Here is a 19,294-nt window from a genome sequence, read left to right as displayed (position 1 = left end):
GTAATTGTAGTAATTAGCAATTGAAATGAGGTGGGTGAATGCCAACAACTGAAGGTTTAACGGCTATTCAGTTGGAGCAACCGCAAGGCGGCGTTTCTTCTCTCGATATGGCGTCGCTGCTGCTCTGTGCCTATGAACTAGGAGATTGGATTAATCAATCGGCGGAAGTTGCCGATTATCTATATTGGAAGACGGCTGTAAACGAAGACGAAGAAGTCAAGCAAATGACGAAGCGATTCGCCAAAGCTAAAGAATTGTTCGTCGAATGTGAGCGCTTCGGGCGCTTTCATCCGGATTATAATGAAGCGAAGGACAAAGTGAAGCAAATCGAGCGTGAGCTGAGTGAAATTGAAAGCGTTCGTCGTTTCAAAGTCGCTGAGCAGGTCGTAGACGAAATGCTGTATGATGTTTCGCGCACGATCGCGGAGTCGGTTTCGGACAATATCAAGGTGCCTGGCAACGAGAAAGCTGCCGGCGGCGGCAGCTGCGGAAGCGGCGGCTCTTGCAGCTGCGGAAGCGGCGGTTGCAGCTAACACGGTGCGCGGCACGGAATAATGGCGGGATTGCAGGGTAAACCTCAGCATAAGCATTCGTTGCAGGTTTACCGGGCAAACTTTAGCCTATGCTTGCGAAGCAGGTTTGCTGGGCAAACCTTTAGGAGGGAAAAGATGCTACCGGAACGAACGGGTTATATCGTATGGGTAAGTGATTTGAAAGCAGCAAGGTCACTCGAAAGGTTCGGGACGGTTCATTATATGTCGCGTAAGATGCATTACGTCGTGATGTATATGAATGCGGAACGTTCTGAAGAGGCTGTGCGGCAGATGGGTAAGCTTTCTTACGTTCGTAAGATCGAACGTTCGTACCGCAATGAAATCAAAACCGAATACAGCAAAGACAGTGAAGATAAAACAAGGTTTTACAGCCTGTAAGCAGGTTATATGTTTTATGGCAGTGTACTTATCCGTTTCAATAATGAGTAATCGCATATATGCATGATGAAATGACGCTTCTCCGTGTCGATTAACGCTGAGAAGTGTCTTTTTTTTACGATAAATTAACCAATAACTTACAAAAATGGTCGTACTTTATTTTATTGTTGTAATCTCGGACAATCATGATAGAATGGAATTAAATTCATAGTATAAAAGCCCTGGGTCCTAGGAAGGAGCGAGATGCGCAGTGAAAGATAAAATGACAAGAAGATGGAGCACATATGAGTCGTTTTATATTGATCTAGGTGATAAAAAAGTAGCGGATATCGTCATCACAAACCATGCCAAAAGCCGTTGGCTGGACCGGATCGAAAGCGAGAAAACCGGATTTGAAGATATTGCCGAATTTCTATGGGAATGCTTGAAGCAGGGCCGCATCGAGCCGTATTACCGCAATGAGCAGGATGTTTATTTAATTGACGACGACCTGGTCTTTGTTGCCGAATTTGCGGAATCACTGACGGAAACGGATATTACCGGAGTTCCATTACATAAAATGATCATAGTGACCTTTCTTGGACGGATGTCGGAAACCATTGAGCTTAGGGATCTTAAGTCCTATTATTCATGGCTGCGTCATTCCCGGCGAATGACTCTTGTAAAGAGCAGCAGAAAACGCAAATAAGGCATTATAACTATATAAATAAAACCGGAGCGTGCAATCCAAATAAGATTGCATGCTTTTTTTGTTGCGGTTGTAAGAATCCGTACAAGGTTTGTAGTATAATAAGCACCAGAAGAAAGGATGATCGATCATGGCGCTTAATTTTCATCAGCTTCACATTTTTTGTACGGTTGCCGAACGCGGCAGTTTCTCGGCTGCAGCGCAATCTTTACATATGACTCAGCCTGCCGTAACGATGCAAGTGCAGTCGCTGGAAGATTATTTCGGCACAAAGCTGCTCCAGCGCTCTACGAAACGGATCGAGCTGACGGAAGCGGGGAGGGCATTGATGCCTTACGCCCAACGCAGTATCGATTTGATCAGAGATACGGATCAAGCGATGTCTGCTTTCACGAAGCAGTTGAAGGGCCGATTGCAGCTCGGCTCCAGCTTGACGATAGGGGAGTATATTTTACCTAGGCTGCTCGGGCCGTTCGGTCAAGAGTACCCGCATATCTCGATTAGCATGAAGGTCATGAATACATCCCAAATAATGGAAGATATTTTGAGCCATCAGCTTAATTTCGGCTTGATTGAGGCTCCGGTTAACCATCCTGATATGCATATGGAAGCTGTCATGAGCGACGAGCTCAGGCTCATCGTGTCCAAATCGCACGCGTTAGCAGACCGCGAATCGGTCACTTTAGAAGAAGCCATGGCATTTCCTTTCGTCCTGCGGGAGCAAGGCTCGGGAACGCGGCTTGTGATGGAAGAGCAGCTTAGAAAGAAAAATATAGATCCCGCGTCAATGAAAATCGTCATGGAGCTAGGCAGCACCGGTGCCGTGAAATCAGCTGTCGAAGCAGGTTTAGGCATTTCCTTTGTCTCCTCCTCCTCCGTTAAGCATGAGGTTGCGCTTGATTTAATTCGAATGATCAAAGTATCAGACTCGAAGTTTAAGCGGCAGTTTTATTCGATCTATCTGAAATCGGCAATCTTGCCTATATCCGCCGTAACGTTCTTATCCTTTTTGAGAGAGAGGGATTTGCAGCAATGGCTCTAACGAACGGACTTGCTGATCTGCATACACATACGACTGCATCGGATGGATTGCATAGTCCTTCCGAGAACGTCAAGCTGGCAAAAGAGGCCGGCCTTTCCGCGATTGCAATTACTGATCATGATACGGTCGCCGGTGTAGCTGAAGCGCTGTTAGAAGGCGAGAAATTAGGTATCGTTGTTGTACCGGGCGTTGAGGTGAGCACGGTTGCGGCTGGTACCGATATTCACATTCTAGGTTATTACACGAATAATACCGATGAAAAATGGCTCTCGAGGCTTGCAAGCCTGCGCGGCATGAGGGATCGACGCAATGAAATGATTGTCGCGAAGCTGAATGAACTGGGCATAGCGATGACAATGGATGATGTGCTCGATGCCGCCCACGGGAACCGTTCGAATGAGTCGTTGCAATCCGCCGCTGTCAGCATCGGGCGTCCTCATATTGCTGCGGCGCTTATCCGTAAGGGTGTCGTATCCAATATGAAGGAAGCGTTCGATCGTTATTTAGCTACGGGTGCCGAGGCTTACGTCAATCCTCCGAGACTGAATCCGTTCGAGGCCATTGACTGGATACGAGAGGCCGGGGGGACAAGCGTAATTGCGCATCCCGGATTATACAACAACGATTCATTAGTGGAAGAGATCATACGCTATGGCGCCCAAGGCATTGAAGTGTATCATTCCGATCACGGTCATGAGGAAGAGCACCGATATGCGGAACTTGCAGCCAAGTATCAATTGATAGCGACCGGCGGTTCGGATTTTCATGGCTCGCGGCAGGGCGTTGTTTTTCATGGTGCGGTAGGCAGTCGTACGGTAAGTATCGGCGTGCTGCAGCAGCTGCTGCCATCATGGAGGAGCAAGAGGAATGACCTCTAGGCTTTATACAGTCAAAGAAGTTTCCTTGCGGACAGGCATGTCCACGCAGCTCATCCGCAAATGGGAGGACCGCTACGAAGCCGTTAAGCCGGAGAGGATGACGAATGGCTACCGCGGTTATACGAAAGAGGATATCGACACGCTGCTCTGGTTGAAAGGACAGGTGGATGAAGGCGTTCCGATCGGGATGGCTGTTATGGAATGGAAAAACGGTCTTGAAGATGCTTCAGCTCGTCCTGGGCAAAAGCAGGAGGGCTTGAAGCCGCCTTCCCCGGATTGGAGCATGCCGATCGAGTTTCTGCTGCAATGCTTCACTCAACTGGACCTTGGCAGCGCGCAGCGATTTTATGAGCAGCTGCTTGCGATGCATCATTTGGAGCATCTTCTCTTAAATATTTTAGAGCCAGCGCTTGTAGAGCTGGGTGAACGGCGGGAGCTGGGAGGAATCTCCGAATACCAGGAGCATTTCGGGAGCCATTTTATTCGTGATAAAGTGCTTGCGATTCGCGGATTATTCCGGCCTAACGACGATAGTCCCTTGCTGGTTACGGCCAGCGGCCCGGGGGAGCGGCATGAGCTCGGCATCCAATTGATTGGTTTTTTTGCGCAGCAGGAGGGCTTTCGGGTAGTTTGCCTTGGGAGCTCTCCTTCCGAAAAAGGGATATTCGATTGCTTGGCTGAGGTAAAGCCTTCAGCATTTACGCTAAGTTTTTCCAATGGGGAGCGCTTGGGGACGGCTGCGGCCTTCCTGCTAAGGTTGGACCGAATGATCCAAGACAGTCAGTTAACGGCTAAAGTGTTTATAGGCGGCAGGGCGGTTCGTGAAGATGGATTGCTTCCTGGGGCGAAGCATGTGTTTCTGGTGTCGGGTGACGGCAAGATCTGCATAGAAAAAATAAAAACACGGCTTCTTATTTCTTAAGAAAATAAGAGACCGTGTTTTTGTTTTTGTGCGGTGCAGCAGATCGGCAGCGGGTCTATTTCGTCTCGCAGGGAAGCGATTTAATCCGCTGTACGTCCGGTGTTATAAATAATGTTTTTTGATTGTCATAGATAACAAAGCCCGGTTTCGCGCCGCTCGGCTTGCGAACATGGCGAATGGTCGTGTAATCAACCGGTATGGAACTGGAGTCGCGTGCTTGGCTATAAAAAGCGGAAAGCATAGCCGCTTCCTCAAGCGTGGCGTTGCCAAAGTCTCCGCCTCTTATGACGACATGCGAGCCTGGAATATCCTTTGTATGCAGCCATGTATCGGAAGGCGACGCAAGCCGATTCGTCAAATACTCGTTTTGTGTATTGTTCTTGCCGACATAGATCGTGGCCCCCTCGGAGGACGTGTAGCAAAGTAAGGAAGGCTTGAGCGTTTTTTTCTTTTTTGGTCCGCGCCGGCCGCGTTCTTTCATGTAGCCCTGCTCCACGAGCTCATCACGAATCTCCCCGATATCGCCAAGAGAAGCGTTATCGACCTGCTGCAGCAAGGATTCAAAATATTGAATTTCAGTACGTGCGATGTCCATCTGCTCAGCGACGATGGACAAGCTGTTTTTATGCTTGGTATAACGGCGGAAATAACGCTGCGCGTTGTCCGAAGGCGTCAGCTGCGGATCAAGCTCAATGGTGACCGAGGCTTGTTCATCATCATAAAAATTGATTAGCTCAATGGAAGTATCCCCGCGCTTCATTTGATGCATGTAAGCGGTGAGGAGCTCGCCGAGAACTCTATATTTCTCCGCATCCTTGGCTTCTACGAGCGTATCCTCAAGCTTTTTAATTTTTGTGACGTTTTTTGCTTTCTCATTTTGAACGAATCGGATGAGATCCGCTGCTCGTTGTTTTACGGTATCGCGTTCGGCTTTGTTGCCGTAGAAACCTTCGAGGCAAGCGCTGACATCCGCGAAAAATTCGGCTTCACCTTGGATATGCGTAAGCTCCGTGACTGAGAAAAAAGATTTTCCGGTGTCCGGATTTGTTTTGATCATAGGCGTGTACTGTTCATTCTTAACCTGCTGGATAAAGCTGGAGAAGCTGTTCCATACTTGTTCCAAGCTTTGCTGTAAGCCCTCATTTAATGTTTCTGCGCCAGCCTGTGCCCGGTATACTAGCTCCTTCGCGAGCAAGGGACTGAAACCGCTCAGCTTGTCCACAAGTCGCTTATGCATAGGCGCTGTTTCATCGGTATCGCTCAGTGCATTCAAAAACGCTTGTTCCGTATCAATTGCCAGCGGATCAATTTTCCCTTGCTCGGGAGGCGGAGTGTAGCTGCTGCCTGGCAATACGATCCGGTGGCTGCTGATTGCTGGCGTAACATGATGGATACCGTCAAGAATCATTCCGGTTGCCTTGTCCATCAAAATAATATTGCTGTGGCGGCCCATAATCTCGATAACGATTGTTTTGTTCGATAAGTCGCCGAGCTCATCCCGATGCTTGACTTCGATATGGATGATACGTTCGCACCCGATTTGCCGGATGGACTCAATGACGCCGCCCTCGCAATGTTTGCGGAGCAGCATGCAGAACATAGGAGCTTCCATCGGATTGACGTACGTGCCCGTTGTCCAATGTACGCGGGGATAGGTAGGATTGGCAGACAAAAGCAGCTTGCCATTCATGCCGGCTCCTCGAATGCTGAAAATGAGTTCGTGTTCGGTAGGCTGGTGTATTTTATGTATACGCGCGCCGACGCAGCGCTGCAGGTCTTGCGTAATAGCATGGGTGACGATCCCGTCTAATGCCATGGTGTGTGTTCCTCGCTTCCTTGGTCAGTCTTTCTCTATCATGCCATAGTTGAGCCAAAAACTTAAGTCTTTTAAGGGATATTTTATGGGCTGTCCGAATACATTTACCCTAGAAGGCTGTCCGAAGGGCTGGCGTCGTGTCTGCTTGGCTCGGCATATTACGGAAAGGAGTTATACCATGGAACAATTGAAATGGCATCAAATGGGGACAAATGAGCTGGTTGACGCATTAGTCAGCTCCCCGGATCAAGGGCTGACGACGTCGGAAGCGGCGCAGCGGCTGGAGAAGAACGGACATAATGAATTGACGGAGGGCAAGCGCGTCTCGCCGATCTTGTTGTTCCTCAATCAATTTAAAGATTTTATGGTGCTCGTACTGATGGGAGCGACTTTAATTTCAGGCTTGCTGGGCGAGTATTTGGACGCCATCACGATTGTGGCCATTATCGTAATTAACGCGGTACTCGGCTTCGTCCAGGAATTTCGGGCGGAACGCTCATTGCTGGCGCTTAAAGAGCTCTCCGCGCCAACGGCCAAGGTGTTCAGGGGCGGGGAGCTTTTGAACGTTCCTGCCAAGGAGCTGGTCGCAGGCGATCTTATTTATTTGGAGAGCGGGGACCGGATACCAGCTGATGTGCGGCTTCTAGAAGCAAACAGCTGTTATGTCGAGGAATCGGCTCTGACGGGGGAATCGGTACCTGTCGGCAAGCATGCCGCAGCGATCGCGGAGGATGATCTGCCTCTTGGAGATCAGAGAAACATGGGCTTCATGGGCACGATGCTTACGAGGGGAACAGCAAAAGCTGTGGTCATTCGGACGGGCATGGAAACGGAAATGGGCAAAATCGCGGGTCTTATTCAGCAAACGGAATCGATGGAAACACCGCTGCAGCATCGTTTGGAGCAGCTTGGGAAAATTTTGATCGTGGTTGCGATTGGCTTGACGGTTATGGTTGTCGTTGCGGGAATTTTGCACGGACAGCCTCCATACGGCATGTTCCTTGCCGGCGTAAGCCTGGCAGTAGCTGCTATTCCAGAGGGACTTCCAGCCATTGTGACCATCGCTCTCGCGCTCGGCGTACAACGAATGATCAAACGAAAAGCAATCGTCCGTAAGCTGCCGTCCGTAGAGACACTCGGCTGCGCATCGGTCATTTGCTCGGACAAAACGGGCACGCTGACGCAAAATAAAATGACGGTCACCCATGTATGGATAGGCGGTAGGCAGCTTGAGGTAAGCGGCGAGGGCTATGATCCGACGGGTGCCATTTATGAAGCTGGCAATGCGCTTGATATCAAACACGATCAATCGATCAAGCGGCTCCTCCAGGTAAGCGCTCTGTGTAATAACGCTCAAATCGTAAAGGTGGAATCAGCCGAAACAGGCAAACGTAAAAGCAAGGAAGTGCAAGAGGAATGGGTGCTTAAGGGAGATCCGACGGAAGGGGCATTGGCAGTGCTTGCTGCCAAGCTTGGTTCTTCGGCCAAATCGCTTGAGCCGTTATATAAACGCGAGAAAGAGTTTCCTTTTGATTCGGAGCGGAAGCGGATGTCGGTTGTGGTGGCTCATCAAGGGGGCCGTCTCATTTGTACAAAAGGAGCGCCTGATTTACTGATGGACCACTGCTCTTATGTGCTGTGGGAAGGAAAGGTCGTGCCATTTACATCCACGCTCAAACGGAAATGCGCCGAGGCAGGCGAGCTGATGGCGCAGTCCGCGCTTCGCGTGCTCGGTCTTGCTTATCGCGATTTGCGAGCCAGTGATGTTTGCGAGACGGAAGCGGATGCCGAATGCCAGCTTGTGTTTGTAGGATTAACTGGAATGATCGATCCGCCGCGCCGCGAGGTGAAGGAAGCGATCGCGACCTGCAGACGTGCGGGGATCAAGACGGTGATGATTACCGGGGATCATCAATTGACAGCGGAAGCCATTGCGGGCCAGCTGGGCATTATGCCGCGCGGCGGTATTGCCATGAGCGGCAGGCAGCTTGAGGCGATGGACGATGAACAGCTTGACCGCCTCGTGGATAATATTTATGTGTATGCAAGGGTATCCCCAGAGCATAAATTACGGATCGTCAAAGCGCTTCAGCGCCAAGGGCATGTCGTTGCAATGACAGGCGACGGGGTGAACGACGCGCCGGCAATCAAAGCGGCGGATATCGGTATCGCGATGGGGATCACCGGGACGGATGTATCGAAGGAAGCCTCGGCTCTTGTCCTGAGCGACGACAACTTCTCGACAATCGTAGCCGCAATCGAAGAAGGACGGGGCATTTACGAGAATATCCGTAAATTCATCCGTTATCTATTAGCATCCAACGTTGGGGAAATACTAGTCATGTTCCTTGCGATGATGGCAGGGCTGCCGCTTCCGCTGGTGCCGATTCAAATTCTATGGGTTAACCTTGTCACGGACGGCTTACCGGCAATGGCGCTTGGCGTAGATCAGGCCGAGAAGGATTTAATGCAGCAAAAGCCCCGCTCCGCGAAAGAAAGCATTTTCTCGCGCAGGCTCGGCTGGAAAATTATTAGCCGCGGTATTTTGATCGGCGTTTGTACGCTCGGGGCTTTCTGGATCACCTTGCATGATGCGCCCGGCAGCGCCGGACAGCTTATGAAGGCGCAGACCGTTGCCTTTGCTACCTTGGTCATGGCACAGCTCATTCACGTGTTCGACTGCAGGAGCTCGCGCTCGATTTTCCACCGCAATCCGTTTCAAAATAAATATTTGGTGCTTGCCGTGCTTTCGTCGCTGCTGCTCATGATCGGCGTGCTTTATATCGAAGCCTTGCAGCCGATATTCAAAACCGTACCGCTTAACTTCCGCGAATGGTGTCTTGTGTTCGTGGCCGCGGGAATTCCGACTTTCTTAATGGGTATTGGGAGCGTGCTGGGCACTTCGAAGAAAAACAAGACCAAAACAAAATGGCCGATCGGCCCGCAAACCGCAGCTAGATAACAGGAAAATACAAATGATTGAACAAATTATGAATAGCCTTTCTCCTTGCTTTGCGGTATGCTATTAGGAATTAATCATAGCAATATCATACCTATTGATGTAGCAAGGAGAGGGCAAACAGATGAATTTTACAAAAATGAACGGCTTAGGAAATGATTTCGTGGTAATCGCGGGTGAACAGCAGCTGCCTGCAGACGCAGCCGAATTGGCTATTCGTCTATGCAATCGGTTTTTCGGAGTCGGAGCAGACGGTCTTGTTTACATTCTCCCTTCGGAGATCGCGGATTTCCGCATGCGGATCATTAACTCCGACGGTTCGGAGGCTGAGCAATGCGGCAATGCGATTCGCTGCGTAGCTAAATATGTTTATGACAATGGTTTAACCGATAAAGAAGAAATTACGATAGAAACGTTAGGCGCGGGCGCTCAGAAGGTACAGCTTACCGTTGACAATGGCGAGGTTTCCTCTGTTCGCGTCGATATGGGCGAGCCGATTTTGAACGGGCTGCAAGTGCCGACTACCATTGACGCTGAACGCGTAATCGAGCATCCAATCGAGGTGGACGGCCGCGAATTCCGTTTCACGGCAGTATCTATGGGTAATCCGCACTGCGTCATTTATGTAGACGATGCCGTGAATTTTGATCTGAACACTTGGGGGCCAAAGCTTGAAACGCACCCGTTATTTCCGCGTAAAATCAATGTTGAATTCGTGACGGTAAACTCCCGTTCGCAAACGGATATGCGTGTTTGGGAACGCGGCGCGGGTCCTACCCTGGCATGCGGTACCGGCGCTTGCGCAACGGTTGTCGCGTCCGTATTGAACGGCGCAACGGATCGCACGGCTACGGTATCGCTTAAAGGCGGAGATCTTCTGATTGAATGGAATGAATCCGATAATCACGTGTACATGACGGGTCCAGCAGCGGTATCGTTCCGCGGCTCGCTATAAGAGCAACGTAAGATGGGTGGTATGAATATAATGAAACCGGATTTGAGGGAAGCGCTCCAGCAGCGTATCTTGACCGGGGACGGCGCGATGGGAACCTATCTGTATCAGATGGGGTTCCCTGTCGGCGTTTCTTACGAGGAATTCAATACGATTCGTCCCGATGTGATTGAAAATATCCATCGCCGCTATTATGAGGCAGGCGCGCGCGTCATCGAGACGAATACGTTTTCAGCTAATTTAGAGAAGTTATCCAAATACGGCTTAGAGAATGAAATGGATGCCATTAACCGTGCCGGCGTTCGCGCTGCCCGCGGCGCGATCGGCCAGGATGCCTATGTTGTAGGCGCGGTCGGCTCTATACGCGACGGGAAGCTGAAAAATTTGCGCACGGCAAAAGTGATCGAGGCCTATCAGCGTCAAATGCATGCCCTGCTTGATGAGGGAGTTGACGGACTGCTGCTGGAAACATTTTATGATCTGGATGAAATGCTCCTTGCGCTTCGTATTGCGAGAGCGGCGTCGGACGTTCCCGTCATTTGCCAGTTCGCGGTTGAGGACGTTGGCCGCACGCAGGACGGCAATGGCATGAAGGGCGCTTTTGATCAACTGCAAGCGGAAGGCGCTGACGTGGTGGGCTTTAACTGCCGCAGCGGTCCTAACGGGATCATGAGGGCGATTGATTCCATGACCGGTCCTGTCGGATTACCGCTATCGGTTTATCCGAATGCCGGTATACCGGATTATATCGATGGTAAATACACCTATTCCGCTGGTCCCGAGTATTTTGCCGAGACAGCCCAGCGCTTCGCGGATCGCGGCGCCCGCTTGATCGGCGGTTGCTGCGGTACGACCCCAGAGCATATAAAAGCGATCGCTGCTGCGCTCGACGGCTATATTCCGCAATTCGGACAAGCTGCTGCGCCGCTGCCTGCGGTCGAGAGGATTGTCGTAAAGCCGGTAGAGAAACCGGTTGAAACGGAATCTGCACCGAAGCAGTCTGCCATACAGGAGCCGTCAATCGTTGATTTAGTACGGAAGCGCCACACGGTTATCGTCGAGCTCGACCCGCCGCGCGATTTGGACATCCGTAAATTCATGGACGGCGCTGCCGCATTGAAGGAAGCCAAGGCGGATGCGGTTACGATGGCGGATAATTCGCTTGCCGTTACGCGCATGAGCAATATTGCGCTTGCCGCGCTTGTACAAGAGAAAGTCGGTATCCGTCCGCTTGTGCATATTGCATGCCGCGACCGCAACTTGATCGGCACGCAATCCCACATGATGGGATTAGACGCGCTTGATATCGACCATGTGCTTGCGGTTACCGGCGACCCTGCCCGTTTCGGTGATTTGCCGGATTCCAGCTCGGTCTACGATCTTACGTCGTTCGAGATGATCCGAATGATCAAGCAGTTGAACGACGGAACGGCATTCTCGGGCAAGCCGCTCAAGCAAAAGGCCAAATTTGTCGTCGGCGCCGCCTTTAATCCGAACGTTAAGCATTTGGATAAAGCCGTTCAACGTCTTGAACGCAAAATTACTTCAGGCGCGGATTATATCATGACACAGCCTGTCTACGATCCAAGTCTTATTGAACGGATAGCGGAAGCGACCAAGCATCTTTCGGTTCCCGTATTTATCGGCATCATGCCGCTGGCCAGCGGACGCAACGCCGAATACCTTCATAATGAGGTGCCGGGGATCCAGCTTTCCGACGAGGTTCGGGCCAGAATGTCTGGACTTGAGGGAGAAGCGGGCCGTGCGGAGGGCGTGAAAATCGCCAAAGAGCTGCTCGATGCCGCTTTGCCGCATTTTAAAGGCATCTATTTAATAACGCCGTTTATGTTCTACGATATGGGCGTTCAGCTCACGGAATACGTGTGGCAGAAGACAGAGCGTATGTAGGCGAATTACGTGGAATCAATGCGAAAAACAGCCTTTTTTGCTTGTTTTCGCATTTTCGCTTGTTCGCGCGCGGAAAATCAATTAAAATAAAGCATGGATACAGTTGCCACACTTACACGGCATGGCAAGGACAGGCTGCTGGAAACCGGTAACGGTAGATGCTTTACTCTACAAAGGGAAGTATGCACGGCACTTTTTTCGTCAACAATAGTGCAGTAGTTCTGTCGGTATTTGGCAAGAACGCGAACTTGTCGTATTCACATTCATTAAATATAATCATGCTTTTTGAACACTTGCAGACAGATGCACAGGGAAGACCGTAGGCGGGGGAGGAACCAGGCTTGGCTATTAAACTTATTAATATCGGATTCGGTAATATTGTATCGGCAAACCGCATTATTTCAATCGTAAGCCCGGAATCGGCTCCGATTAAGAGAATCATTCAAGAGGCCCGCGACCGCCACATGCTTATTGATGCGACATATGGACGCCGCACGCGCGCTGTTATTATTACGGATAGCGATCATGTGATATTATCGGCTGTTCAACCAGAGACGGTTGCACACCGATTATCCACTAAGGACGACGATAACGACGAATAGTACGGGGAGTAATATGGAAAAGGGATTGCTAATTGTATTATCCGGCCCTTCGGGGGTTGGCAAGGGGACGGTTTGTTCCGTTCTTCGTAACAAGGTTCCTGAGCTGGTGTATTCGGTGTCGGCAACGACCAGACTGCCGCGTCAGGGTGAAGTAGACGGCGTGAATTATTTTTTCAAAAGCAAGGAGCAGTTTCAGGACATGATCGCGCGCGACGCGCTTCTGGAACATGCGGAATATGTTGGCAACTACTACGGAACGCCGCGTGATTTCGTTGAGCGCACATTAGCGAGCGGCAAGGATGTCATTTTGGAAATCGAAGTACAAGGTGCGCTAAAGGTGAAGCAAAAGTTCCCTGAAGGTATTTTTGTATTTTTATTGCCCCCTTCCTTGGATGAGCTGAAGCAGCGAATTACCGGACGTGGTACGGAAACCTTGGATACGATCAATAATCGCATGTCTGTCGCGGTCGAGGAAATGAATTTGCTTGGCCATTACGACTATGCGGTATTGAATGATGAGATAGATGCTGCATGCGATCGTATTCGCAGCATCATGATAGCAGAACATTGCCGCAGAGACAGATATTTACCTTACGTTTCGGGTATGGTCGCAGCAATTGAGAAAGCATGAGTGAGGAGAATGAACGATGTTATATCCGTCCATTGACGAAATGGTGAAAAAAGTTGACAGCAAGTACACGTTAGTCGTAGCAGCTTCAAGACGTGCCCGCATGCTTCGCAACGGAGACAAGTCGGAACTTAAAAACCCGCGCTCCCGCAAGTATGTAGGTGTTGCGTTGGAAGAAATTTACGGCGACATTCTCCAAGTAGAAAACCTCGCAACAAAAGAGGACTAAGCAGAGTTTTTAATAATCATTGCAATGGCGGAGTGCTTACTGGCGACAGTAAAGCACTCCGCTTTCTATTTTAATAATGCTGAAAATATTTTTAAAATATATACTTTATTAGTAAAATATAGGTAGTAACTGAGGCGAATATGAACATCTGAAATGTTTGTCAGTCCCAAGGAGGTTTAAAGAAGTGGATCTTATTTTATTTTCGATTATTGTCTTAGTCGTTTTCATGCTGCTTCTGTCAGTCGTCATTCGCGGCGCTATTAATTCTTCTAAATTAACAGAGCAGTTGGAGTCGCTTAACCAAGAAATAAAGCTGCTGAGAAAGGAAATTCAAGAAAATAAACATATCGTCGATAAGCGAATATAAACGATAAAAAGCAGAGATTGAAGGGAGCGATCAGAATGGCTAATGAGCAGGAGATTCGTGAAATCAAGGAATCCATTATTAAGCTAGAGGCGCAGGTGGCGGAGCTGAAGGCTGGGTCCAGAGGCGCTCGCTCAAACTTGGCAAGATTTGGCATTGGTTTTCTTATCGTTTTTGTTATGTTGATAATCTCCGTAGGCGTTATTCAGTTTATTGGCTAGCAGCCATATGTCGGCAGCATATTATGGAGCAAGCATTCAATATTTATGTGTGAACAGAAGCTGTTAATTTGTTAAACTATGAGAACCGCTATGCGTTCAATGGTCGAAAATAGATATGAATTTTGAGGAAAGGTCGATGGATTGCACATGATTAAAAACCTTAGCTTAAATGATTTTCCGGCATTGTCGAAAGGTATCGTATGGGGGGCGGTCGAGAACTGCTTTACCCCTGATTATAAGGTGGACGAAGCGTTAGTCAGCAACATCAGCATTATTCCTACCGTTGGCGACCGTTATGCAGTCATGCAATTGGAGGATGGAAGATGGGAGCTTGCCGGGGGAACGCTGGAGCCTGAAGAGCATCATATGGATGCGTTAGTCAGGGAAGTAAAGGAGGAGCTCGGAGCCGAGCTGCTGAGTTACACCCTATTCGGCTGCTTTGCTTGTCATTCATCCGCTAAGGAGCCTTATCGGCCGCATATTCCCCATCCGCATTTTGTGAGGCTTGTCGGATACGGCGAGGTTGAGCTGGTAGGCGATCCTTTAAATCCACCGGATGGCGAGCAAGTGGCCGTCGTAGAAGTGGTCGGCATCGATGAAGCGGTAAAACGTTTCAGAGCGATCGGCCGTTCTGATATTGCGGAGCTTTATTGGATGGCGCATCGGATCAGAAACGGTCTTTTGTAATTTTTCCAGGACCGGCTTTATTGTTCAATAAGTATAAGGTCTGGTTAGATTTTGAGTCTGCATATGTTATGATAGATGGCGGGACTCACGTTTCGTGGACGAATGAACAGGAGGGAACGGAATGGACAAATTACGTTATCCGATTGGCAGGTACTCGTTCGAGGGAATGACCAATAAGCATCGTGAACAGTGGATTGCGGACATCGAGAAGCTGCCAGGTCAATTGAGAGCTGCGTTAGCGGATTTAGATGAAGAGCAGTTAGATACGCCTTACCGAAGCGGGGGATGGACCGTACGTCAGGTTGCCCATCATCTCGCGGATGCTTCCATGAATTGTTTCTCGCGCTTTAAGCTTGCGCTTACGGAGAACAATCCGACCATTAAGCCGTTTAACGAAGAACGCTGGGCAGAAACGGCGGATAGCCTGCAGGCTTCGCCGGAAGTTAGTAATGCGATCGTCGAGGGGATATATGCCCGTTGGGTGCTGCTGCTTCGTTCGATGCAGTCCTCTGATTTCGAAAAAATGTTCTATCATCCCGAGCAGGGGAATCAGATAGGCTTGGCTTATTTTTTAGGATTTGTGGCGTGGCATGGCAAACATCACGTTGCTCAAATCACAAGCTTAAGAGAACGCAAGGATTGGTGACTTAAGCGGTGAATGGTCCAAGGCTTTATTTATAAAAATATAACAAATGATAAGCTTGCTACTCTTCGTTACGCTTGATAGGAGATACACCATGCTAAAAGGAAAAACAATATTACTCGGAATTACGGGCGGAATTGCAGCCTATAAAGGTGCAGCTTTATGCAGCAAGCTGGTGCAGGCAGGCGCGAATGTCCATGTGATCATGACGGAGTCGGCAGCTAGATTCATAACTCCTCTGACCCTGCAAACGTTATCTCGCAACCCGGTCTATACCGATACGTTCGATGAGCGGGATCCGGCCGTCGTATCGCATATCCACTTGGCAGACCATGCGGATTTAATCGTCATTGCCCCGGCTACCGCCAATGCGATAGCTAAGCTAGCCGGAGGCCATGCCGACGATATGCTGAGCACGACGCTTCTTGCTGCTGTTTGCCCGGTCCTGATTGCGCCGGCAATGAATGTACATATGTACGAGCACCCTGCGGTGGTCAATAATTTAGAACTGCTTGCAGCGCGCGGAGCAATGTTCGTCGAACCTGGCACAGGCCAGCTGGCTTGCGGTTATGTTGCCAAGGGCCGGCTTGCTGAACCGGAAGATATCGTCGCGGCGATCGATTCTTGGTTTGGAAGAAGCGCCAAGCTAAAGGGCAAGCGAGTGCTGGTCACCGCTGGCGGGACGATGGAGAGGCTGGACCCGGTAAGATTTTTGACGAATGATTCTTCCGGCAAAATGGGCTTTGCGATTGCGGAAGCAGCGCAGCTTATGGGGGCGGATGTTACTTTAGTGGCTGGCCGTGCGACTGCTGCGCTGCCCTCCGGAGTTAAGGTGATCCGGATAGAGTCCGCGCAGCAAATGCTGGAAGCCGTAACAGAAAGATACGACGAGATGGATATCGTTATCAAAGCTGCAGCGGTTGCCGATTACCGGGTGGCGAACATAAGCGATAAGAAGCTGAAGAAAACCGGAGAGAAGCTTGTGCTCGAGCTTGAGCGGACGACGGATATTTTGGAAACGCTCGGACAGCGGAAGCAGCATCAATTTCTTGTCGGCTTTGCCGCTGAAACGGATCAGGTCGAGCATTATGCCATGGATAAACTGCGCAGGAAGCGTTGCGATCTTATTGTGGCAAACGATGTGGGCAAGGATGGGGCAGGCTTTAACGGCGATACGAATATCGTTCAGGTATTCGGTGCGGAGGGGTTAGTCGAGGCGATGCCGCTCTTGTACAAGCGAGAGGTTGCCGTTCGTTTGCTGGAGCTGGTTGCTGGACGGCTTATCCGTTCCGGAGGGAGCGCCGGATGATTGCTAAAGTAATTGTTGACGTGCCGAGCCGCCAGACGGATCGGCCGTTTGATTATGAGGTGCCTGCTGGCTTTGCGGATTGGATCGAGGTGGGAAGCCGCGTCGGCGTGCCGTTCGGCGGACGCGTGCTGCAGGGCTTTGTGACGCAGCTGGCCGATACGAGTGATTTCGATTCGAAGCGGCTAAAACCGATCTCGGAGCTGCTCGATCATGTGCCGCCGCTGCTGCCTGACCTTATTGAGCTGGCCAAGTGGATGAGCGATAAATATTGCTGCTCCTGGACAACGGCGCTGCAGGCCATGATCCCGGCTGCCTTGAAAGGCAAAGCCGAGAGGCTTGTCGGCATTGAGGATGAAGAAGCTGCCAGGGAGGATCTTCCGCTTGCGATGACGGAATGGATGGCGAATGGCGGAAAGCTGGTCAAGCTTGAGGTGCTGCTGGAGCGTTTTCCAGAGCATGCGAAGGTCGTCAAGGCCGCGCTGCGCGAAGGCGTGCTCGTTGAGCACACCAAGGTACGTGACAGGCTTGCCGTTCGTAAGGTGCTGACCGTTTATTTGCCGGACAATATCGAGGCAGTGCGCGAGCAAATGGAAGCTCTGCCCTCGCGGGCGGCGAAGCAGCGCGAAGTTCTAGCCTTCATGCTTGAGCATGGAGGCCCGATGCAGCTTCAGCAGCTGCTGGCCGAAGCCGGCGGGTCTGCCGCGAGCGTACGGTCATTAGCCGAGAAAGGGCTGCTTGAGCTTCGTGAGGTAGAGCAGCAGCGTGATCCTTATGCAGGCAGGGAGTTCGAGAGAACATCGCCGCTTGAGCTTACAGAAGGACAAAAAGCGGTATATGACCGTATAGTCAGGGCGGTGGATGCTGGCGAGCCGCAGACGATGCTCTTGCACGGCGTAACGGGGAGCGGGAAAACAGAAGTATATTTGCAAACCATCCAATTTTGCTTGGAGCAGGAGAAACAGGCGATTGTGCTCGTTCCCGAGATTTCGTTGACGCCCCAAATGGTTGAACGGTTCAAGGGCAGATTTGGCGATGCGGTTGCCGTGCTCCACAGCAGGCTTTCGAATGGTGAGCGGTACGACGAGTGGCGCAAAATTCGCAGCCGTCAGGTGCAGGTGGCGATTGGCGCGCGTTCGGCCATTTTTGCACCTTTTGAGAGAATTGGGCTTATTATAATGGATGAAGAACATGAATCATCTTATAAGCAAGAGGAGAGCCCGAAATATCACGCGCGCGATGTCGCGGTGAAGAGGGCAAAGCAGCATGGAGCGGCGGTAGTTCTTGGATCGGCAACGCCATCCTTAGAATCCTTTGCCGCGGCAAGCCGGCCGTTAACCGCACGGGATGAAGGACGCGAGCCTGCCCTGCTGCCCATGCCGGTTCGGGTAGGCGAAAGACCGCTTCCGCCTGTGACCGTGATCGATATGCGGGAGGAACTGAAAGAAGGCAATCGTTCGATGTTCAGCCGGCTGCTGCACACATCGCTTGCAGAGAGGCTGGAGCGCGGCGAACAATCCGTTCTACTGCTTAATCGACGAGGGTATTCGACCTTCGTGATGTGCCGCTCCTGCGGTTATACGGCAGCTTGCCCGCACTGTGACATTTCATTGACCTATCACCAAAAGTCGCGGGCGCTGCGCTGCCATTATTGCGGGCATGCGGAGCAAGCGCCGACAAGCTGTCCCTCCTGCCAAAGCGAGCATATCCGTTACTTTGGTACCGGAACCCAGCGGGTAGAGGAGGAGCTGTCCAAGCTCTTTCCGGGCATCAGGGTGATCCGCATGGATGTCGACACGACGACTGAAAAAAATTCGCATGAAAAGCTGTTGAAGCAATTCGGTGAACGCAAGGCGGATGTGCTGCTTGGGACGCAAATGGTAGCGAAGGGGCTGGATTTTCCCTATGTTACGCTTGTCGGAGTGATTGCAGCGGATACCTCGCTCAATCTGCCCGATTTTCGCGCGGCGGAACGTACGTTCCAATTGCTCACGCAGGTTGCGGGCCGCGCGGGCCGTCATCATTTGCCGGGCGAAGTCGTCATTCAAACCTACGCGCCAGAGCATTATGCCGTCATTACGGCGCAGCAGCATGATTACGCGGCTTTTGTCAGCGAGGAGCTCCGTCATCGCAGCGCGATGGGCTACCCGCCTTATTGCCGGCTGATTCTCGTAACAATGTCGCATGAGCAGCTGCCCTTGCTTTCCTCGGTCAGCGAGAGTTTTGCCGCCGAGCTGAGGGAACTCGCCGAAAATGAAGGCGTGCTCATTTCGCTCGGCAGCGGATTTGGCAGGGCGCTGGAGGTGCTTGGACCAGTCGCTTCGCCGATTTCGAGAATGAAAGATCGCTACCGTTTTCAATGTGTGATAAAATATCGTGGGAGCATCGATGCTTCTGCTCTTGTCCGCAAGGCGCTTATCCCTTTCACGGAGGGGCCGGCGCAACGCCTTGTGCAGTTCAGTATTGACGTAGATCCACAAGTTATATTATAAATAGCTATTACTATTTTAATGATCG

General features: G+C 50.8%; 19 protein-coding genes. 18 read left to right on the top strand and 1 reads right to left on the bottom strand.

The window, feature by feature from the left end; translation table 11 throughout:
- Positions 1-38 precede the first annotated feature (38 nt).
- The 6 genes from MRBLPE1_RS01945 to MRBLPE1_RS01920 all read left to right on the top strand — a co-directional run bounded on the left by MRBLPE1_RS01945 (position 39) and on the right by MRBLPE1_RS01920 (position 4,462).
- On the top strand, positions 39-533 hold the full coding sequence (locus tag MRBLPE1_RS01945; RefSeq protein WP_364140841.1) for a YlbF family regulator: 495 nt from the start codon (positions 39-41) through the stop codon (positions 531-533).
- Between the two features lie 135 nt (positions 534-668).
- The gene (locus tag MRBLPE1_RS01940; RefSeq protein WP_138751699.1) at positions 669-932 is read left to right on the top strand and encodes a YlbG family protein; all 264 of its coding nucleotides are present in this window, start codon (positions 669-671) and stop codon (positions 930-932) included.
- Positions 933-1,182: 250 nt separating this feature from the next.
- The gene (locus MRBLPE1_RS01935) at positions 1,183-1,620 is read left to right on the top strand and encodes a hypothetical protein (RefSeq protein ID WP_308994645.1); all 438 of its coding nucleotides are present in this window, start codon (positions 1,183-1,185) and stop codon (positions 1,618-1,620) included.
- Between the two features lie 130 nt (positions 1,621-1,750).
- Positions 1,751-2,662, top strand: a complete 912-nt coding sequence (locus MRBLPE1_RS01930) for a selenium metabolism-associated LysR family transcriptional regulator (protein ID WP_364140836.1) — start codon at positions 1,751-1,753, stop codon at positions 2,660-2,662.
- On the top strand, positions 2,653-3,540 hold the full coding sequence (locus tag MRBLPE1_RS01925; RefSeq protein WP_364140834.1) for a PHP domain-containing protein: 888 nt from the start codon (positions 2,653-2,655) through the stop codon (positions 3,538-3,540). Before MRBLPE1_RS01930 ends, MRBLPE1_RS01925 begins: the two co-directional genes overlap by 10 nt.
- Positions 3,530-4,462 (top strand): MerR family transcriptional regulator, encoded by a 933-nt coding sequence (locus tag MRBLPE1_RS01920; protein ID WP_364140831.1) that lies wholly within the window; start codon positions 3,530-3,532, stop codon positions 4,460-4,462. Before MRBLPE1_RS01925 ends, MRBLPE1_RS01920 begins: the two co-directional genes overlap by 11 nt.
- Before the next feature lie 55 nt (positions 4,463-4,517).
- Here the strand turns inward: MRBLPE1_RS01920 and MRBLPE1_RS01915 are convergent, their stop codons facing one another.
- Positions 4,518-6,278 (bottom strand): Rqc2 family fibronectin-binding protein, encoded by a 1,761-nt coding sequence (locus tag MRBLPE1_RS01915; protein WP_364140828.1) that lies wholly within the window; start codon positions 6,276-6,278, stop codon positions 4,518-4,520.
- 178 nt (positions 6,279-6,456) lie between these two features.
- On the opposite strand from MRBLPE1_RS01915, the gene MRBLPE1_RS01910 reads away from it, so the two are divergent.
- The 12 genes from MRBLPE1_RS01910 to priA all read left to right on the top strand — a co-directional run bounded on the left by MRBLPE1_RS01910 (position 6,457) and on the right by priA (position 19,269).
- Complete coding sequence (locus MRBLPE1_RS01910; protein WP_364140825.1) at positions 6,457-9,240, top strand: calcium-translocating P-type ATPase, SERCA-type; 2,784 nt, start codon at positions 6,457-6,459, stop codon at positions 9,238-9,240.
- Between the two features lie 121 nt (positions 9,241-9,361).
- Positions 9,362-10,192 carry a diaminopimelate epimerase gene (dapF, locus tag MRBLPE1_RS01905; protein ID WP_364140823.1) on the top strand — a complete coding sequence of 277 codons (831 nt, stop codon included), beginning with the start codon at positions 9,362-9,364 and terminating at the stop codon, positions 10,190-10,192.
- Positions 10,193-10,222: 30 nt separating this feature from the next.
- Entirely contained in the window at positions 10,223-12,097 is a 1,875-nt protein-coding gene (locus MRBLPE1_RS01900; RefSeq protein WP_364140820.1) for a bifunctional homocysteine S-methyltransferase/methylenetetrahydrofolate reductase, read from the top strand.
- A gap of 341 nt (positions 12,098-12,438) precedes the next feature.
- Positions 12,439-12,699 carry an extracellular matrix/biofilm regulator RemA gene (remA, locus tag MRBLPE1_RS01895; protein ID WP_005548256.1) on the top strand — a complete coding sequence of 87 codons (261 nt, stop codon included), beginning with the start codon at positions 12,439-12,441 and terminating at the stop codon, positions 12,697-12,699.
- A gap of 13 nt (positions 12,700-12,712) precedes the next feature.
- Positions 12,713-13,330 (top strand): guanylate kinase, encoded by a 618-nt coding sequence (gene gmk, locus MRBLPE1_RS01890; protein WP_364140811.1) that lies wholly within the window; start codon positions 12,713-12,715, stop codon positions 13,328-13,330.
- Positions 13,331-13,346: 16 nt separating this feature from the next.
- The gene (gene rpoZ, locus MRBLPE1_RS01885; RefSeq protein WP_053375625.1) at positions 13,347-13,556 is read left to right on the top strand and encodes a DNA-directed RNA polymerase subunit omega; all 210 of its coding nucleotides are present in this window, start codon (positions 13,347-13,349) and stop codon (positions 13,554-13,556) included.
- Positions 13,557-13,740: 184 nt separating this feature from the next.
- Positions 13,741-13,923, top strand: a complete 183-nt coding sequence (locus MRBLPE1_RS01880; RefSeq protein ID WP_364140808.1) for a hypothetical protein — start codon at positions 13,741-13,743, stop codon at positions 13,921-13,923.
- A 35-nt stretch (positions 13,924-13,958) separates the two neighbouring features.
- Positions 13,959-14,141: a hypothetical protein gene (locus MRBLPE1_RS01875; protein WP_364140806.1), complete on the top strand. Its 183-nt coding sequence runs from the start codon at positions 13,959-13,961 to the stop codon at positions 14,139-14,141.
- A gap of 147 nt (positions 14,142-14,288) precedes the next feature.
- Entirely contained in the window at positions 14,289-14,828 is a 540-nt protein-coding gene (locus MRBLPE1_RS01870) for an NUDIX hydrolase (protein ID WP_364140804.1), read from the top strand.
- Between the two features lie 121 nt (positions 14,829-14,949).
- Entirely contained in the window at positions 14,950-15,474 is a 525-nt protein-coding gene (locus MRBLPE1_RS01865; protein ID WP_364140801.1) for a YfiT family bacillithiol transferase, read from the top strand.
- A 91-nt stretch (positions 15,475-15,565) separates the two neighbouring features.
- On the top strand, positions 15,566-16,780 hold the full coding sequence (gene coaBC / locus MRBLPE1_RS01860; RefSeq protein ID WP_364140798.1) for a bifunctional phosphopantothenoylcysteine decarboxylase/phosphopantothenate--cysteine ligase CoaBC: 1,215 nt from the start codon (positions 15,566-15,568) through the stop codon (positions 16,778-16,780).
- Entirely contained in the window at positions 16,777-19,269 is a 2,493-nt protein-coding gene (priA, locus tag MRBLPE1_RS01855; protein WP_364140795.1) for a primosomal protein N', read from the top strand. The genes coaBC and priA overlap by 4 nt, the downstream gene beginning before the upstream one ends.
- Positions 19,270-19,294 lie beyond the last annotated feature (25 nt).

Origin of the sequence: Paenibacillus sp. LPE1-1-1.1, assembly GCF_040676435.1 — a bacterium.
Lineage (GTDB): Bacteria > Bacillota > Bacilli > Paenibacillales > Paenibacillaceae > Pristimantibacillus.
Note: the sequence above shows the minus strand (reverse complement) of the source record. Positions and strands in the feature narration are given on the sequence as shown.

Bases quoted from the DNA above. Each gene is read 5' to 3' on its own strand.
- MRBLPE1_RS01945 (WP_364140841.1), top strand. From the start codon at position 39: ATGCCAACAACTGAAGGTTTAACGGCTATTCAGTTGGAGCAACCGCAA.
- MRBLPE1_RS01940 (WP_138751699.1), top strand. From the start codon at position 669: ATGCTACCGGAACGAACGGGTTATATCGTATGGGTAAGTGATTTGAAA.
- MRBLPE1_RS01930 (WP_364140836.1), top strand. From the start codon at position 1,751: ATGGCGCTTAATTTTCATCAGCTTCACATTTTTTGTACGGTTGCCGAA.
- MRBLPE1_RS01925 (WP_364140834.1), top strand. From the start codon at position 2,653: ATGGCTCTAACGAACGGACTTGCTGATCTGCATACACATACGACTGCA.
- MRBLPE1_RS01920 (WP_364140831.1), top strand. From the start codon at position 3,530: ATGACCTCTAGGCTTTATACAGTCAAAGAAGTTTCCTTGCGGACAGGC.
- MRBLPE1_RS01915 (WP_364140828.1), bottom strand. From the start codon at position 6,278: ATGGCATTAGACGGGATCGTCACCCATGCTATTACGCAAGACCTGCAG.
- MRBLPE1_RS01910 (WP_364140825.1), top strand. From the start codon at position 6,457: ATGGAACAATTGAAATGGCATCAAATGGGGACAAATGAGCTGGTTGAC.
- dapF (WP_364140823.1), top strand. From the start codon at position 9,362: ATGAATTTTACAAAAATGAACGGCTTAGGAAATGATTTCGTGGTAATC.
- MRBLPE1_RS01900 (WP_364140820.1), top strand. From the start codon at position 10,223: ATGAAACCGGATTTGAGGGAAGCGCTCCAGCAGCGTATCTTGACCGGG.
- gmk (WP_364140811.1), top strand. From the start codon at position 12,713: ATGGAAAAGGGATTGCTAATTGTATTATCCGGCCCTTCGGGGGTTGGC.
- rpoZ (WP_053375625.1), top strand. From the start codon at position 13,347: ATGTTATATCCGTCCATTGACGAAATGGTGAAAAAAGTTGACAGCAAG.
- MRBLPE1_RS01875 (WP_364140806.1), top strand. From the start codon at position 13,959: ATGGCTAATGAGCAGGAGATTCGTGAAATCAAGGAATCCATTATTAAG.
- MRBLPE1_RS01870 (WP_364140804.1), top strand. From the start codon at position 14,289: ATGATTAAAAACCTTAGCTTAAATGATTTTCCGGCATTGTCGAAAGGT.
- MRBLPE1_RS01865 (WP_364140801.1), top strand. From the start codon at position 14,950: ATGGACAAATTACGTTATCCGATTGGCAGGTACTCGTTCGAGGGAATG.
- coaBC (WP_364140798.1), top strand. From the start codon at position 15,566: ATGCTAAAAGGAAAAACAATATTACTCGGAATTACGGGCGGAATTGCA.
- priA (WP_364140795.1), top strand. From the start codon at position 16,777: ATGATTGCTAAAGTAATTGTTGACGTGCCGAGCCGCCAGACGGATCGG.